General features: G+C 41.9%; 15 protein-coding genes. 8 read left to right on the plus strand and 7 right to left on the minus strand.

Annotated elements, in window-relative coordinates; genetic code table 11:
• Position 1: 1 nt before the first annotated feature.
• Positions 2–1,306 carry a M16 family metallopeptidase gene (locus tag DUL71_RS00665; RefSeq protein WP_161964352.1) on the minus strand — a complete coding sequence of 435 codons (1,305 nt, stop codon included), beginning with the start codon at positions 1,304–1,306 and terminating at the stop codon, positions 2–4.
• Positions 1,307–1,319: 13 nt separating this feature from the next.
• Positions 1,320–2,687 carry a M16 family metallopeptidase gene (locus DUL71_RS00670; RefSeq protein ID WP_114936301.1) on the minus strand — a complete coding sequence of 456 codons (1,368 nt, stop codon included), beginning with the start codon at positions 2,685–2,687 and terminating at the stop codon, positions 1,320–1,322.
• Between the two features lie 153 nt (positions 2,688–2,840).
• On the opposite strand from DUL71_RS00670, the gene DUL71_RS00675 reads away from it, so the two are divergent.
• The 3 genes from DUL71_RS00675 (at position 2,841) to DUL71_RS00685 (ending at position 4,436) form a co-directional block, all read left to right on the plus strand.
• A complete protein-coding gene (locus DUL71_RS00675; protein ID WP_112574982.1) occupies positions 2,841–3,677 on the plus strand; it encodes a sulfite exporter TauE/SafE family protein in 837 nt (278 codons plus the stop codon).
• A 103-nt stretch (positions 3,678–3,780) separates the two neighbouring features.
• Positions 3,781–4,164: a DUF1634 domain-containing protein gene (locus tag DUL71_RS00680; protein ID WP_114937424.1), complete on the plus strand. Its 384-nt coding sequence runs from the start codon at positions 3,781–3,783 to the stop codon at positions 4,162–4,164.
• A 44-nt stretch (positions 4,165–4,208) separates the two neighbouring features.
• Complete coding sequence (locus tag DUL71_RS00685; protein WP_114936302.1) at positions 4,209–4,436, plus strand: KTSC domain-containing protein; 228 nt, start codon at positions 4,209–4,211, stop codon at positions 4,434–4,436.
• On the opposite strand, the gene DUL71_RS00690 is transcribed toward DUL71_RS00685, so the two are convergent.
• Complete coding sequence (locus DUL71_RS00690; protein WP_114936303.1) at positions 4,433–6,877, minus strand: outer membrane beta-barrel family protein; 2,445 nt, start codon at positions 6,875–6,877, stop codon at positions 4,433–4,435. The two genes, DUL71_RS00685 and DUL71_RS00690, sit on opposite strands and share 4 nt — an antisense overlap.
• A gap of 287 nt (positions 6,878–7,164) precedes the next feature.
• On the opposite strand from DUL71_RS00690, the gene DUL71_RS00695 reads away from it, so the two are divergent.
• Complete coding sequence (locus DUL71_RS00695; RefSeq protein ID WP_114936304.1) at positions 7,165–8,481, plus strand: alpha/beta fold hydrolase; 1,317 nt, start codon at positions 7,165–7,167, stop codon at positions 8,479–8,481.
• 86 nt (positions 8,482–8,567) lie between these two features.
• Here DUL71_RS00695 and DUL71_RS00700 read toward each other — a convergent pair whose 3' ends face one another.
• Positions 8,568–9,038, minus strand: coding sequence for a DinB family protein (locus DUL71_RS00700; protein WP_114936305.1), 471 nt, complete (start codon positions 9,036–9,038; stop codon positions 8,568–8,570).
• 101 nt (positions 9,039–9,139) lie between these two features.
• Here DUL71_RS00700 and DUL71_RS00705 point away from each other — a divergent pair, with 101 nt between their 5' ends.
• Entirely contained in the window at positions 9,140–10,921 is a 1,782-nt protein-coding gene (locus DUL71_RS00705) for a DUF885 domain-containing protein (protein ID WP_244228670.1), read from the plus strand.
• A gap of 84 nt (positions 10,922–11,005) precedes the next feature.
• Here the strand turns inward: DUL71_RS00705 and DUL71_RS00710 are convergent, their stop codons facing one another.
• Complete coding sequence (locus DUL71_RS00710; RefSeq protein ID WP_114936307.1) at positions 11,006–11,248, minus strand: hypothetical protein; 243 nt, start codon at positions 11,246–11,248, stop codon at positions 11,006–11,008.
• A 154-nt stretch (positions 11,249–11,402) separates the two neighbouring features.
• Between DUL71_RS00710 and DUL71_RS00715 the strand changes: the two genes are divergently transcribed.
• On the plus strand, positions 11,403–12,320 hold the full coding sequence (locus DUL71_RS00715; RefSeq protein ID WP_114936308.1) for a DUF6263 family protein: 918 nt from the start codon (positions 11,403–11,405) through the stop codon (positions 12,318–12,320).
• A gap of 46 nt (positions 12,321–12,366) precedes the next feature.
• Here the strand turns inward: DUL71_RS00715 and DUL71_RS00720 are convergent, their stop codons facing one another.
• Both DUL71_RS00720 and DUL71_RS00725 read right to left on the minus strand, forming a co-directional pair.
• A complete protein-coding gene (locus DUL71_RS00720) occupies positions 12,367–12,717 on the minus strand; it encodes a hypothetical protein (RefSeq protein WP_114936309.1) in 351 nt (116 codons plus the stop codon).
• 19 nt (positions 12,718–12,736) lie between these two features.
• Positions 12,737–13,333: a TNT domain-containing protein gene (locus DUL71_RS00725; RefSeq protein WP_114936310.1), complete on the minus strand. Its 597-nt coding sequence runs from the start codon at positions 13,331–13,333 to the stop codon at positions 12,737–12,739.
• A gap of 257 nt (positions 13,334–13,590) precedes the next feature.
• Here DUL71_RS00725 and ligA point away from each other — a divergent pair, with 257 nt between their 5' ends.
• The gene (gene ligA, locus DUL71_RS00730) at positions 13,591–15,606 is read left to right on the plus strand and encodes an NAD-dependent DNA ligase LigA (RefSeq protein ID WP_114936311.1); all 2,016 of its coding nucleotides are present in this window, start codon (positions 13,591–13,593) and stop codon (positions 15,604–15,606) included.
• Between the two features lie 228 nt (positions 15,607–15,834).
• A complete protein-coding gene (locus tag DUL71_RS32630; RefSeq protein WP_279629780.1) occupies positions 15,835–15,966 on the plus strand; it encodes a hypothetical protein in 132 nt (43 codons plus the stop codon).
• Positions 15,967–16,029 lie beyond the last annotated feature (63 nt).

The raw sequence follows: 16,029 nt of genomic DNA on the forward strand, positions 1-16,029 counted from the left end.
TTTAATATGGCGGAATCTTGAAGCCCTCAATCGCGTCGGGATTGCCAAGAAATGTCCATCGTAAACCAACAATATAAGTGTTTAAAGCTTTAGCAACCTGGTCTGTTGTGGCCATATATACTAACTGGGGAAAATCGTCGGCATATTGCCATCCGCCGTTTATTTCGGCCAGGCCAAGCCGGTTAGTAACCGATGCCGCGCTTTGGTCATTAATGAAATTACTGATCAGAAAAGAATTTTTGAGCCTGGTGAGCCATTCATTGTTAACGCCTGCCGCCTGCAAATTTTTTAATACGTTAATCATGGCAGGGATAGCTTCCTGTGGCTTGTCGGTACTTAAATTCATTTGTGCGAAAGGCATTTGGTATGACCATGTAAAGGCACTTGGGTCATAGGCTAATTTACGCTGGCTACGTAATTCATAGTAAAGCGTATTGGATAAAGCCGAGATCCCTAACCTGAACGGAACATTATCGGCACTGTTAACAGCCGGTGAGTTCATGATAGCCGATATATAATTGGTTGGCAGATCACGTCTTTCACCAACCAGTTTATTATCTGTCCATGCCGGAGAAGGGTAATCGGGCTTTGCATAAAACGCCGATGGCATGTTACTGAAGGAGGCCAGCACCTTTTCAAATATTTCCTGCTTGGTTAAATTGCCTACAATCACTATGAATATCTTATTCTTATTTAAAAGGGTTTTGTAATACTCTTTTAAATCGGCTGCTGTTAAGTTTCGCAAGGTAAGTTCGTTGCCTTCGGGTTGTGTGGCATAAGGCGTTCCGCTAAAGGCATTTTGCATTTGCAGCTGTTCCAGCCTTGTATCGGGATAAGCCTGTGCCCTTTTAGTTTCCGAAATCAATTTGGTTTTTAGCAGCTCAACCTGCTGGTCTTCAAATACCGGGTTCATAATGGCTTCGGTAAACAGGTCCCAGGCCTGGTTAAGGTATTTGGAAACGGTGTTAACCTGTACATAGCCACAATCGTATGACGAGTTGCCGTACATAAAAATCTCGTACTTGTCAGCAGTATCTTTTAAGGCAGCAGAAGTGTATTTTTTAGTTCCGCAATCGGTTAGCGATTGTAGGGTAAGGTCTTCGATACCTGCTTTGTTAGGTTTGTAATTACTAACGCCACCACGGTAATACATGCGTACGTTAACTACATTTTTGGGACTGGGTTTAAAAATTACTTTGATGCCGTTTACATCAAATGAGGTTGCTGTTGGTGCTGCCGGTGCCTGGGCAAAAGTTACAGAGATGCCGGTGAGCAATAATATGATAGATAAAATAGATTGTTTCATGATAAAGTTTAAATTAATTGGCCTTGAAAAAATCATCTGCATTAACCTGTGCCTTTAAATCGGGATTGATCAGCAAGCCGGCACAATATGGTTTTGCTTTAATGTATTTGCGCACGTAGGCCTGTACATCGGCTTTGGTTATCTTGTCTATTTTATCATTATAAGTAAAGTGATAATTGAGTGATGCCGATGCCCACCAGAATGTTAGCGTTTGTACGTATTGGGTAGTGATCTCGGCTCGTCGTTCTTGGCTTATCTGGAGTTTTCGTTTGGCAGTCTGGATCTGCTCGTCGGTGATATAGTCATCAGTGTCAAACAAGCTGATCTGTTTTTTTGCCTCGTCCAGGCATTCTTTAATTTTTTGCGGGTTGGGTTGTATGTAAAAGGAGATTTCGCCACCGTGTGCCAGTGTAAGGTAATTAAAGTTGATTTCCTGGGCCAGGCCTGTTTCAACAAGGGCTTTACTCAATTTTGACGACCGCTGGGTAAGTATATATGAAAAGATATCGGCAGCATATGTTGCCGGAATATCATGCCGCGTATCGGGGCCCTGCCAGCCCATATAAATTGAAGGTACGGTTGCCAGGTTGGATTCTGAAATAAAATAGTCGGTTTTTTTGAGTGGTTCAAACTCCGGTACTACCCACTTTTTGAAAGGGCTAACAGCCGAAGCCTGCCAGCTGCCAAACAGCGGCGTTACCTGTTTAAATATAGCATCATGGCTTACTTTGCCTGCAACTATGAGTATGGCGTTATTAGGATAGTAATATTTTAGCTTTACCGAATCAACCATGCTCAATGTGGCCGCATTTATGGCATCGTGTGTGCCAATGGCAATTTTTCGGGTGGCGAGGTTACCCCATAAATGTTGTTGTACTGCTACGTTAAATTTGAATGCCGCCGTAGATTCTTTTTGGGTTAACTGAGCAAGCGTAATTGTTTTTTCACGTTCAAGTTCTTCAGCGTTAAGCACCGGAAAACGGATAGCGGAATTCATGTACTTTAGCCCTTCTTCTATATTAAAACTTGGGAGCGTAAAATAGCAAGTTCCATACTCTTCGTGCACAGAGCTGTTTTTTTGAGTGCCTAATACACTTGTACGATAGCCAACCTGCTCAGCATTGCCATAGTCCTTATTGGCTTTAAAAAGCATCATCTGGTACAAACCGGTAAGTCCGCTGTATTTTAAAGGTTCCGTAAAGGCCCCGGTTTTGAACGTCATGGCAACTGTTGCCAACGGAACGCTGTTGTCTTCAACTACCAGCACGGTAAGCCCGTTTTGCAGCGTTTTTACAAACATGTTTGCGGGGATTTTGACCTGGGCCAATGCAGGCAGCGAAGTTGCGAAGAGTAATAATAAAACGTGAATTTTCTTTATCATGGTTAACGCAGATAAGGTTTTTACAGGTTAAAATAACAAAAGAAATTCACTCGGTATAAATTTATTCCTGAAGGCGGCAAAATGTTCTGCTAACTTAAAAATTGAATCATCCTACGAAAGTAATCCGTACTTTAGCATCATTATTATTCCCCTATGTCGGTTACCATACTTACGCTTATTATACTTGTTGGGTCGTACTTAGCGGGTTTATTGGGTTCATTAACGGGTTTAGGCGGAGGTGTTGTTATTATTCCCCTGCTTACCATTTTACTTGGTGTTGATATTCAGTATGCCATAGGCGCATCACTGGTATCGGTAATTGCTACCTCTTCAGGCTCGGCAGCGGCTTATGTTAAAGAGGGGATAACCAACATCCGGCTGGGTATGTTCCTGGAAATAGCTACCACCATAGGCGCTATGGTAGGCGCACTGATTGCGGTTTATATTCCTACGAATTTCATCGCTATTTTATTTGGCGTTATCCTGATCCTTTCGGCGGTAATGTCATTAAAAAAGAAGGCCGAGCATATTCATCAGCAAAAAAGCGTGCTGGCCGAAAAGCTGAAGCTTAACGGTAGTTTTCCTACTCCGGCGGGCGCTGTTCCTTATACGGTAAGAAATGTTGGCGGCGGTTTTTTTATGATGCTTTTTGCCGGAGTGATATCAGGTTTGCTGGGCATAGGCTCAGGAGCGCTAAAGGTTTTGGCGATGGATGGGATTATGCGGATCCCGTTTAAGGTATCAACCACTACCAGTAATTTTATGATAGGGGTTACAGCAGCGGCAAGCGCGGTAGTTTACCTGCAAAGGGGATATATCGACCCGGGACTTTCCATGCCGGTTGCTATAGGTGTTTTATTAGGGGCTTTAAGCGGATCAAAAATATTGGTGCATACCTCATCATCCGGATGGCTGCGTGTGGTTTTTGCCGTGGTGGTTACGTTTTTGGCCTCACAAATGATATATAAAGGAATCACTGGTAATATATAGTCATTAAGTCATTGCGTCATTAAGTCATTTTTGTATGACGTTGAATACAATGGCTGTTCGACATGATGAGAAGAAATGACTTAATGACCAAATGATTGAAAAAATGACTAAAAAGTTCAAAGATACCGATATGCAGGCCGTGATAGGCTGGATACTGCGCGCAGGGGTGCTGGTATCAATGAGCATTGTTTTTATTGGCGGAGTTATTTACCTGTATCGCCACGGCCATACCCATGTTGATTACAGCAAATTTGTTGGTGTACCCGATTTTGTGAGTAATCCGGCTGGAATTATACATGGCATAATTACATTACGCGGGCGGGCAATTATACAGGCTGGGATAGTGCTGCTGATAGCCACTCCGGTTATCAGGGTGGTATTTTCGGCTATTGGCTTCATTATGGAAAGGGATTTCCTGTATACCGGAATCACTATGCTTGTGCTGCTTATTATTCTGGCAAGCATGATAAGCGGCCATGCCGGATAATATTTTTGAAAACTTTTTTGTATTTATTATAGTATATATAATAAATGCAGAGACGCCCCGTACAATCATCGGCTTTAAGCAGCGTTGGCTATGACCCGGACGCCCGGATCCTTGAACTCGAATTCAGGGAAAATGGTGGTGTATGGCAGTACTTTGGTTTTCCTTTATCTACCTACAAAAAATTTATTAATGCCGAATCGCTGGGAAACTTCTTTGTTACCCGTATAAAAGGCAAATACCCCGAATTAAAAGTAAGGTTTGCGCATTATTAGTTTCCGGTGCGGCGGCGTTCATCATCGTTACCGGTATTGCGTTTGTTGGCCGATTTAATGGTGCTTTTGCCAAAGCGGTAACTAAAATTAAGCCTCACAATACGGGTATCGCGTTTGTTAACTTCAGAAAGATCTATGTTTTGGTAAACGGCCCTGTTGCGCCCTCTGTCAGTATTAAAAATATCGTTCAGTGTTAATTTAATGGTAGCCCGCTTATCTAATATTTGCTTGCTGATACCGGCATTTACCGCATAGCTGGCCTTTAATTCATTGATGCCGTAAATGGTCGGGGTTTCATATCTGCCGGATATTTCGCCGAGCAATGTACTTGTGATAACAAAGTTTTGTGTGCTGCCGAAAATGATATCCTGTTTGCCCCGGTTAAAATCGCCATTGCGGGCATAGGCTTTGTAGCGTACATAAATAGCGTCGAGGTTAAAACTGGCCGACCACCATTTGGTGAACTGCACAGGTGCATAAAATGAAGCGCCGTAAACAAATATCTGCCCAAAGTTTTTGCGATAGGTTACATTAACTTTGGTAGAGTCGTTTTGGTAATAAACCGGGAAATCATAAGCATCGTTAGTAACGGTATAATATAACTCGGTCGAAAAAGTTTGATCGTATGTGTGCGATATCTGTATGGTATTGGTGTATTCGGGTTTTAGCTGAGGATTACCTGCGCGATAGTCATACAAATCGGTGTAGTACAAAAAGGGATTGATATCTTCATATAGCGGCCTGTGGATGCCCCGGTTATAACTAATACCTATAATATTTTTTTTATCGGCCTCATAACTTATTTGCGCCTGCGGAAAAAGGTTGAAATAATTATAAGTGTTTACGTTTGGGGTATCATCATTCAAGCCCCATGATTTGCCTGTTGCATGCGTGTTTTCGGCACGTACTCCTGCAGTGATATCCCATTTACCTATTTTATTAACATAGTTAATATAACCGGCACTCACAGCTTCTGAATACAGGAACCTGTTGCTGAAATTTTCATCGGGCAGATATCTGCCACTTACTTTAGGGCCAAAAACAAGATTATTGTTGCTCCGGGCATCGTTGTATTTAATTCCGACCTCTAATCGCGAAGTTTTATTCAGCGGATTTACAAAGTCCATTTTTGATGTCCAGATGTGGATGTCCGATGGCGAAAGATTTTCCAGGTCCAGATCATCGCGGTAAGTATTGCCTGCCGGAGTAAAAAAGCTGTTAGTAATAAACTCATTTGAATGGCGCTTATAGGTTGAATAGTTGCCATCTATCGAGATACTTCTGCCGGTTTTATCCAGCACCGCGTTATAATTGATATTGTAATTTAAATAGCTGCTGCCCCTGTCAAGGTTTGATTGGGCCCTGATTATGGAATCGAGTTTGCCTTGATTGCGAATGTAAAGATCGTTGTTTTTCGCAAAATCATCTTCCCTGATAATGCCGCTTACCAAAAAGCCTATGGTTTGCTTTGTGTTGATGGAATAATCGGCGCCTAACTTAAAGTTGTGGTTCCGTGTTTTCTGGATGTTATTATAATCAACATCGTAGTTGCTCAGGATATCGTTATAAGTAATGTTGCGGTTGGTAGTAATGGTGCGGGTGCCTTTGTTATTATCGTAAGTGTAATTGCCAAAGATATTGAGCTTGCTGGTGCGATTGTTGAAAACGATTCCGGCTGTACTTTTATAATACTTGCCGTAGCCTGCCATGGCTGTAATTGTTCCATTTGTACCCAGATTTTTGCCTTTTTTTAGAATGATATTGATAATGCCTCCGCCAGATGCGTCATATTTTGCCGATGGGCTACTGATCATCTCAACCTGATCGATAGTGCTGCTTTGCATACTGCGGAGCAGGCTGGTAAGGTCATCGCCGGTGAGGTTGGTAGGTTTACCATCGATGGTGATTAACGCGGCTTGCCTGCCATTGATACTTAAGGTTTCATTACTGTTGACCCTCACCCCCGGAGATTGCCTTAAGATATCAAAGGCCGAATTACCCTCGGCCAGGATACTGTTTTGTACACTTAATACAATTTTGCCGGGTTTAACCTCAATATAAGGTTTCCTGGCCACTACTTTAACTTCCTGCAGCTGGTTATCCGAAAGTTTTAAAATAATATCCCTGGTAATTGTTTTTTGACCTGCAGTTACTTTGTATGGCCCGGCATAAACTTTATTATATCCTATTTTGCTAATGAGTATTAAGTAGCTGTCGGGTTGCAGCCCTGTAAACTCAAACTGACCATTCTTATTTACCAGGTTTGATTTTAGAATGGAGGAGTCGGCGGCAGAGAGCAAAACGGCGGTAGCAGCTTCCGCTGTCTGGTTATTTTCTGTTAAAACCTTTCCCTGTATTATTGAGGATTTGGTTTGGGCAAAAGAAAAACAATACATTCCTGTCAGGAATGCAAAAAAAAAGCCTGCTGTTAAACCCCTCATTAATCAGTAGATGTAGAAATTTGCTATAGTTTAAAAATTTATAAAATGTACCGCAATATAATACAATATATATTAAACTATATGTATTGTATTGATATTTTAACGTTATAATATAAAATAATGTTGCAACATGAGTATTGAATTATGTTGGGTAAAAGGTTTTACAGTAGCAAGGTTTATATATTGTTTGCAAAAACGCCTGCAGTAACATAAATGACAAAACAACCTGATTTTTTCTTTATTTTCGGCCTCGGTACATCATCGCACTGTATATTGACCATTATAACATGAAAAAAATTTATCTGTTTATATTAGTTACCTGTTTTGCGGGTAAATTGTTTGCGCAAACTCCTCCTGCCAATTATGCCACGGCTTTAAATAAGTTTAAGCAGCTATATAACAATAACCAACCCGACAGTGTTTACAGCATGTTTGGGCCCGAAATGATGAAGGCGCTTTCTCAAGCCGACTTCAAAAGCACTACCGCGCAGTTAAAAACGCAGTTAGGCTCGCTGTTGCAGGCCGATCTTGAAAGCTATGAAACTCCTATAGCGCACTATAAAGCTACATTTCAAAAAGCTGTTTTTTTATTAAACATCTCGTTAAATGCCGATAACAAATTTACCGGGCTTTCATTAACACCATACAAGGCAGAAAACACTGCTGCAGTATCAACTTCGGCAGGCAGCACGGCCCTGGCAACCGACCCTTCGTTAGTTGAATCTCCCGTAACTGTTAAAACTTTGCTGGGTTCAATATCAGGAACCTTAGCTATGCCAAAGGATGCTAACGGAAAAGTGCCATTGGTATTGATCATTGCGGGCTCAGGTCCTACGGATAGGGACGGCAACAGTCCTAAGTTGGGCCTTTATGCCAATATTTATAAAATGATTGCTAATGAGTTGGGCAAAAAAGGTATAGCATCATTACGTTATGATAAACGTTTGGTTGGGAAAAGCACCACTTCAATCAAAGAAAACGAGATTAGGTTTGAAGATTATGTTGAGGATGCTGCAGCCTTGCTTAATATGTTTACTGCCGATGAAAGATTTTCGAGGGTGATTATACTCGGGCATAGCGAAGGCTCGTTGGTTGGTATGATGGCTGCTTTTGATGAGCCGGTAAAAGGCTTTATATCAGTAGCCGGTGCGGGTGATTCGGCAGATAAGATCCTGACCGAGCAAATGAAATCACAGCCAGCGTTTATATCTGACGGATTTAACCGCATGCTGGATAGCTTAAAACGTGGCAAAACAACTGATAATATCGATCCTGCACTATACTTTATTGCAAGGCCAAGTATCCAGAAATACCTGATGTCATGGTTCAGGTACAACCCACAGCGCGAGATCAGGAAAGTAAAGGCTCCAATACTGATCATACAGGGAACAACAGATTTGCAGGTAACTGTTGGCGATGCCGAGAAACTGAAAAAAGCAAAATCAGACGCGATACTTGATATTATCCCTAACATGAACCATGTGCTGAAAGAAGCCCCGGCAGATAAGGAAAAGAATAAGGCTACTTACAATGAGCCCGACCTGCCGCTTAAACCGGAGTTTGTTACGGCGATAACCAATTTTGTGTTGAAAACAACGAGATAATACCCCCTCTAAATCTCCCCCAAAAGGGGAGACTTTTAGAAAGCGTTTAAAGCCCTCTCCCTTGGAGAGGGTTGGGTGAGGTTATCTTACCAAGCTCCCAACAACCTCCTGATCACAATGATCTCGGCAATATGATAAGCGTTATGATCTGCCGCCTGTAAAGCCTCACGAAGGATGGTCTGCCCATCGCCATGAGGGATTTTTCCATAGATATCCCCGGTTTTGACCAATTCAATCAGTTCATTCAGGTCGTCGTCAATTTGTTTTAGGCTGTTATTCCAGGTTGGGTCATCTTTTGGCTCAAGTTCTTTTGGCCAGTAAGCCTCCGGCCATTTTGGCGATTGATGATTTCCATCCTTACTAAACTCCAGCATATCCCATTGCGCTATCCGGATATGTTCAACCAGTTGCCATATGGTATAAGGGAGCTTGTCAACCTTAGCGCCGCGAAGTTGTACCGGCAAACCGTCAACTGCTTTTTTAAAATCGGCGTGGGCGTTGCCGCCTTGCAGTAAATGGATGATTTCGTCAACTAAAATCTTGTGTTCATTATTCATAGGTCAATCAAATGTTTGATAAAGTAACAAATTCGTCGCCGGTTTGATTTATTTGGCTTAAATGTTTTAAGTTTATGCTTCATTGTAAAACCCCATCAGTTGTGATCAGAAATATATTCTTAAAATTAAGACTCGCCGTTGTTTTATTTATGGTAGCCTTTACCGGTTGTAAAAAAGAGGGGGGAAGCGGTACCGGTCCGCTTTTGGGTAAGGATGATGCCGCTTTTCTGAAATATGAGAATACATTTCTGGATAATTTCTGGAAGCTAAACCCCGACTGGGCTACATCGGCAGGATATCATAAATATGATAGTTTGATGGTGATCCCTAACGATCAAAGCCGTGATAAGCTGGTAACCTTCGCCAAATATCAGGTAGATTCGTTAAGCCGCTTTGAAGTAAATACCCTTTCAGAAGCTAATAAAATAGATTACAAGATCCTTCAAAATCAGCTTGAATACGTGCAATGGCAGGTTCGCCAGTTAAAACAATACGAGTGGGATCCATCGTCATACAATGTTATAGGCACCTTTGCTTATATTTTGAATGAGCATTACGAGCCATTGACTAAACGCCTGCGCCATTTTTATCAGCGCATGTCATTCATTCCGCAATATTATAAAGAAGCCGAAAAGCAGATCAAAAACCCGGTTGTAGAACTTACCAACCTGGCTATTGAACAAAATCTGGGCGGCATGGATGTAATAGGAAAAGATTTTGCCGATTCGCTCAAGAAAACTAATATTCCTAAAGCCGAACAAAAGCTAATGACCGACAGAGCTGCTCAAAGTATTGTTGCTATTAAAGCATATGCCGACTGGCTAAAAGCACTGAAGAACGATCATCCAAGAAGTTTCAGGTTGGGCAAAGATTTGTATGAGGATAAGTTTAAATACGAGATTGTAGCATCTAACACTGCCGATAAAATTTACAACGCTGCGGTTGAACGTAAGAAATTCATTCACCGCGAAATGGGTAAGATCAGCAAGCAACTTTGGCCAAAATACTTTGGTAAGCAAGCAGCACCTGCCGATAGTTTGTTGATGATAAGCCAGCTGATAGACACGATATCGACCAAACATGTTAAGCCTGAAGATTTTCAATCGTCAATTGAGCAAATTATACCTAAGCTTAACGCCTTTGTAAAATCTAAAGACTTGTTAACACTTGATCCGTCAAAACCATTGATCATCCGTAAAGAGCCGGGTTATATGGCCGGTGTAGCAGGTGCATCTATGAGCGGGCCTGGTCCGTATGATAAAAATGGTAACTCATACTATAACGTAGGCAGCCTGGCCGGTTGGAGTAAGGAAAAATCTGAAAGTTACCTGCGCGAGTACAATAACTATATTTTACAGATTCTGAGCATTCACGAAGCCGTACCGGGGCATTATGTGCAGGGTGTATATTCAAACAAAGCACCAAGCATTATTAAAGCGGTATTTGGTAATGGCGCCATGGCCGAAGGCTGGGCGGTATATACCGAGCAAATGATGCTGGAAAATGGCTTTGGCAACAACGAGCCCGAAATGATGCTAATGTGGTACAAATGGAACTTGCGCTCAGTATGTAATGCCATATTGGATTACAGCGTACACAGCGGCAGCATGACTAAAGATGAAGCTATTAAGTTATTAACCCGCGAAGCTTTCCAACAACAAGCCGAAGCCGATGGTAAATGGAAGCGTGTTAGCGTAACCAGTGTACAACTTACCAGCTATTATACCGGTTATAAAGAGATTGTTGATTTAAGGGATGCCTATAAAGTAAAAATGGGCGATAAGTATAAACTGAAAGAGTTTAACGAAAAGTTTTTGAGCTACGGTAGTGCCCCGGTTAAATTTATACGAGAAGCCATGCTGGCCAAAACCAGCGGAAATTAATTGATAGTCCATAGGTATAAACTCGTGGACTATGAACCACGAGTTTATTTCCTGATGAACTATCAAAATCTTTTTATTAACAGCTTAGGCGTAGTGATTTTTTATCTGATGCTCAAGCTGATTCATCACGTTCTTCTTCAGTTTACCCTTATAGCAGGTACAACAACCTTCGTTCAGTTTAAGCTCGGCGATTGTTTTACCCTGATAAACCACACGGAAATTACCGGCTTCATTGGGTAAAATGGCCAAAATACGTTCATCTTCTCCCGAAAAATTGATAAGCACATGAAACTGGTGCTGTGGCATAAATGCTATCTGCTGTAACATAAAACCTCTCCTTCGTAAAATTAGGTGTGTGAAAAAAAATAAAGAGTTGAGCGTAGTATAAAGTTAACGAATTTGTTTTTAATTAATTGTTAGGAATTTTCAGTTTTTTGCGAGATATATTATAATATATTTAGCACTTACATCTTTGCATACTATGAAGAAGATTTTGTTGGCTGGCGCGCTGGCTATGATGGCATTTGCGGGTTATGCCCAAAAGGTAAAACCGGCACTGAAACTGGTTAAAGGAAACACCTATTACCTGTCAACCCTGGCACATTCGGTTGTAAAGCAAACTATAAACGGGCAGCTTAACAATATTGATATGACCATTGAAGGCAAAATGTCATTCAAGGTGCTTAATGTTGATTCGTTGTATTACATGGAGGTTAATTACACCAAAGTAGGTATGAATATGCAGTTACCTAACGGTAATGTAGCTTTCAGTTCTGACGATAAGGATACTACTAATATTATGGCGCGGATCATGGCGGGTATAACCAATAAGCCGTTTACCGCCACGTTAAGCAAAAGCGGCAGGATCAGGTCGATTGAGAATGCCGAGAATATGATCACATCCATGATAGATGGTTTTAAAGAAGTTCCGGCTGATAAGAAGGAGCAATTAAAAACTCAGCTAAGCCAGTCATTTGGTTCGGGCGCGCTTAAAAGCAATCTGGAAATGGCTATGGCTGTCCTTCCGGAGGTGCCCGTTGCTAAAAACGATAAGTGGACAATAAAAAATAACCTGCAGGGGGCTATGAGCGCCAAAATGGTTACGGTTTATCAACTGATGGATATTACGCCGCAAAGCTTTGTAATTCATGGCAATGCTACTATCGAAACCGATAACACAGCCGGTTACAAAACAGTTGGAAACTTACCCATGAAATACAACATGAAAGGAACTATGGTATCAGATGTTGTTGTTGATAAAGCTACCGGCTGGATCTCAAGCTCAAAGGTTAAACAAAACATTGATGGCGCGGTAGAAATAAAGGATAGCCCGCAGGTACCAGGCGGTGTAACCTTCCCCATGAGTGTTGTAAGCGAAACTTCAACTACAAATCATTAATTAAACATATAAAAAAATCCCTGCCGAAACCGACAGGGATTTTTTATTATTTCCCGGGATTATAGATCCAAACACCTTCCAGGTAAAGCTTATACCGGGTGGGTTGAAATTCGCCATAGGCAAAAACAATTATCGCGTCTTCCTTTTTTGCATAATAAAGCCTGAGCCTATCGCTGCCCTGGTATAGGTTAAGGAAGCCACCGGGGGTAAAGCCGGCTGTTTTTATTATGGTATTGAAATCACCAGGTGTAAGTATCTTTTGCAGATCTTCAAAATTGTTATTGGCAAAATCATTGAACTTTATGTTTCCGGCCGGCAGACTAAATGATTTATGCACCGCCTGCTCTTCATCGCCATCAAATAATAATGATTTTGTTACTTCATATTTTGTGATCATATTTTAATATATATCGTTTTTACTGTTTTACTTCTTCAATGAAACCACCTGCCTTAAGGTCGTTAACAGTGGCTGGTACTTCATACTGGATACCTAAGCCCGGTTTACCAAACCATGGGATGATTTTGCCTTCCCTTACTTTGGCTATTGGTTTCAGGATCTTATAAATTTTGTAGGGCTTGCTCAGGGTGTTATCCGGCAGGGCACGCATTGGGAAAGGTACACCTTTTGGAGATACAAAGGTGCCTTTATCCTGAAAAGCGCCTGCATCATCTGTGTAGCCGCCATAACGGTCTATCAGTACGCCTTTTTTAAGGGTAACAATAATCAGGTTTACGGCGCCTCGGTTTGGTGGCCAACCGCCGTTAAGGTTGTTCCTGGTGAAGAATTTTTCAAGGTCATCCCATTTCTCTGTTTTGAAGAACACCCAGGCCGAGTCGGCAAGTGGTTTTTTTGTGCTGTCGGCGAAATCGGCTACCGAGCTTTTAAAATCTTCGTAGGTAACGCCACGTACCGGTAAGTGGTGCGCCTTTGCAGCATGATGTGGTTTGGTTTGCGCTGTCGCCAAAAAAGGCATCAGCATTACGGATAGGATCAGCAGTTTAAGTGTTTTCATTCGATGTAGTTTTTTGTTTGATAAAACTACATTACAGGGTGCTTTTATAAAAGGATATTTATGTATTTATTTTATTCATATTATATACCATATCATATATCCGGTTGCTACTGTTGCCGGGTATAGGTTTGGTGTCCGTCCGCTCCGGGAGTAGGGGTAGTTTGGACAAGGCGGACGATTGCAGGAAACCAAAGCTGTTGCTCTGGTATTTGCCATCGACAAAAAAACGAATAAAGGAAATTATTACCTTCGTAGCTATGTCATCAGCTGAAGCAAAAAAACAAATAGAGGCATTAACGGCCGAACTTAAACAGCACAATTACAATTACTATGTGCTGGCTATGCCAACCATTTCTGATTTTGATTTTGATAAAAAACTGGAGCAGCTTAACAAGCTTGAAAAGGAATACCCGGAATTTGCCGACCCGGATTCGCCAACACAAAGGGTAGGCGGGGATATTACCAAGGAGTTTGTGACCGTTAGGCACCGCTGGCCAATGCTGTCGTTAGGTAATACTTACAATGAGCAGGAACTGCTTGATTTTGATCAGCGAATCCGCAAAGCCATTGGCGATAATTTTGAGTATGTATGCGAGCTTAAGTTTGATGGCCTGAGCATGAGCCTTACCTATGAGGATGGTAAGCTGGTACGCGGCGTTACCCGTGGCGATGGCGTACAGGGCGATGAGGTAACTACCAATATTAAAACCATACATACCATACCAAAGCGTTTACACGAGGGCGAAGGCTACCCTGCTTATTTTGATATTCGTGGCGAGGTGTTTATGCACCGTAAAGCTTTTGACAGGCTTAACAACGAGCGTATTGAAAACGGAGAGGTACCATATGCCAATCCCCGTAACTTTGCCTCTGGTACCGTAAAAATGCAGGACTCGGCTGAGGTAGCTAAACGCCCGTTGGATTGTTTTCTGTACTTCCTGTATACCGAAAAACCATTATTTAAAACCCATTGGGAAAGCCTGCAGGCTGTTAAAACCTGGGGTTTCCATACCAATGAGCATAGCGAGCTTTGCCCGGATGTTAATTGTGTTTTGGAGTTTATTAATAAATGGGATAAGGAGCGCTTTAACCTGAGCTATGATATTGATGGCATTGTTATTAAAGTAAATAACTACTCGCAGCAGCAGGAGCTTGGCTTTACCGCCAAATCGCCACGTTGGGCTATCTCCTATAAGTTTAAAGCCGAAAGGGTGGAGACCGAACTGCTTGAGGTAAGCTACCAGGTTGGCCGTACAGGTGCCGTTACCCCGGTTGCCAATTTAAAGCCGGTGCTGCTTGCCGGTACTACGGTAAAGCGTGCCACGCTGCATAACGCCAATGAAATCATCCGTTTGGATTTGCATGAGGGCGATACCGTTTTTGTTGAAAAAGGCGGTGAGATCATTCCTAAGATCATCAGCGTAAATCCCGAAAAGCGGAAAGCCGATGCCGTTCCTGTTATTTACCGTACTACCTGCCCTGCTTGTGATACCCCGCTTGAACGTAAGGAAGGTGAGGCCGCTTTTTATTGCCCTAATGATGAAGGTTGCCCGCCGCAGATTGTTGGCAAAATGCAGCATTTCATCGGTCGTAAGGCTATGAATATTGATGGTTTGGGCGATGAAACTATCGAAACCCTGTATAATAAAGGATTTATTAGTCATATCAGCGATATCTATGAACTGCATACCCATGCCGCCGAATTGAAGCAGATGGGCCGCTTTGGCGAAAAATCCATCAATAACATGCTGGAGGGCATCGAGGCATCTAAAAAAATGCCTTTCGAAAAAGTGTTGTTTGGTTTAGGGATCCGCTATGTGGGTGAAACGGTAGCCCGTAAACTGGCTTTCCATTTTAAGTCGATTGATAAACTGATGGCGGCCTCGGTTGAAGAATTGACTGCTGCCGAAGAAATAGGTGAGAGGATTGCCCAAAGTATCACCGAGTATTTTGCAGGTGACATCCATCGCCAGGAAATACAAAAGCTTAGGGAGCAGGGCCTGCAGTTTATAGCCGAAGAAAAAGAAGTGGTACTGGCCAGCGAAAAGCTTGCCGGGATGAACTTCATTATCTCGGGAACGTTCGAAAAATTCTCGCGCGATGAGTTGAAAGATATTATTGAGCAAAACGGGGGAAAGATTTTAAGCAGTATTTCGGCTAAACTTAATTACCTGGTTGCCGGCGATAATATGGGACCTGCGAAGCTCGAAAAAGCCAATAAACTTAACATCCCGATTATTAGCGATGACGAATTAATTGCGTTAATAAATTAACATCTGTGTTTGGTTCATTTTATTCATTGGGTTAAAATTTTTACTTTTTTAACTCAAAAATTAGTTACTTTGTAGTACCCAAAGGGACCCCCATAATTAATTAAACGTACTATGTCCGAATAATTTGCTATGGATAAATTTATACAGATACAACCGAATATTTTTTGTGAACCGTGTAAGGAATGTGGCGAAAGGCCAGTAATTCAACAGGTTAAAGGAAAGTTTGTTGTGAGATGCCCTAAAAATAAGTCGCACTATCAAACCAAATCAGGCCTGATTGATATTGACGACTGGAACCTTAAAAACAAGATTCATCCACCGCTTGGCAATAACGAAATTTCAAAGAAAAAGGCATCCTAACCGGGTGCCTTTTTACATTATTTAACAATTTGGTGCTGTAACAATCAATTAATAAGTTTCATC

Origin of the sequence: Mucilaginibacter endophyticus, from assembly GCF_003351025.1 — a bacterium.
Lineage (GTDB): Bacteria > Bacteroidota > Bacteroidia > Sphingobacteriales > Sphingobacteriaceae > Mucilaginibacter > Mucilaginibacter endophyticus.

Coding starts and splice junctions, on each gene's coding strand:
- DUL71_RS00695 (WP_114936304.1), top strand. CDS start 7,165: ATGAAAAAAATTTATCTGTTTATATTAGTTACCTGTTTTGCGGGTAAA.
- DUL71_RS00690 (WP_114936303.1), bottom strand. CDS start 6,877: ATGAGGGGTTTAACAGCAGGCTTTTTTTTTGCATTCCTGACAGGAATG.
- DUL71_RS00685 (WP_114936302.1), top strand. CDS start 4,209: ATGCAGAGACGCCCCGTACAATCATCGGCTTTAAGCAGCGTTGGCTAT.
- DUL71_RS00715 (WP_114936308.1), top strand. CDS start 11,403: ATGAAGAAGATTTTGTTGGCTGGCGCGCTGGCTATGATGGCATTTGCG.
- DUL71_RS00700 (WP_114936305.1), bottom strand. CDS start 9,038: ATGAATAATGAACACAAGATTTTAGTTGACGAAATCATCCATTTACTG.
- DUL71_RS00680 (WP_114937424.1), top strand. CDS start 3,781: ATGACTAAAAAGTTCAAAGATACCGATATGCAGGCCGTGATAGGCTGG.
- DUL71_RS00670 (WP_114936301.1), bottom strand. CDS start 2,687: ATGATAAAGAAAATTCACGTTTTATTATTACTCTTCGCAACTTCGCTG.
- DUL71_RS00675 (WP_112574982.1), top strand. CDS start 2,841: ATGTCGGTTACCATACTTACGCTTATTATACTTGTTGGGTCGTACTTA.
- DUL71_RS00725 (WP_114936310.1), bottom strand. CDS start 13,333: ATGAAAACACTTAAACTGCTGATCCTATCCGTAATGCTGATGCCTTTT.
- DUL71_RS00665 (WP_161964352.1), bottom strand. CDS start 1,306: ATGAAACAATCTATTTTATCTATCATATTATTGCTCACCGGCATCTCT.
- DUL71_RS00720 (WP_114936309.1), bottom strand. CDS start 12,717: ATGATCACAAAATATGAAGTAACAAAATCATTATTATTTGATGGCGAT.
- ligA (WP_114936311.1), top strand. CDS start 13,591: ATGTCATCAGCTGAAGCAAAAAAACAAATAGAGGCATTAACGGCCGAA.
- DUL71_RS00710 (WP_114936307.1), bottom strand. CDS start 11,248: ATGTTACAGCAGATAGCATTTATGCCACAGCACCAGTTTCATGTGCTT.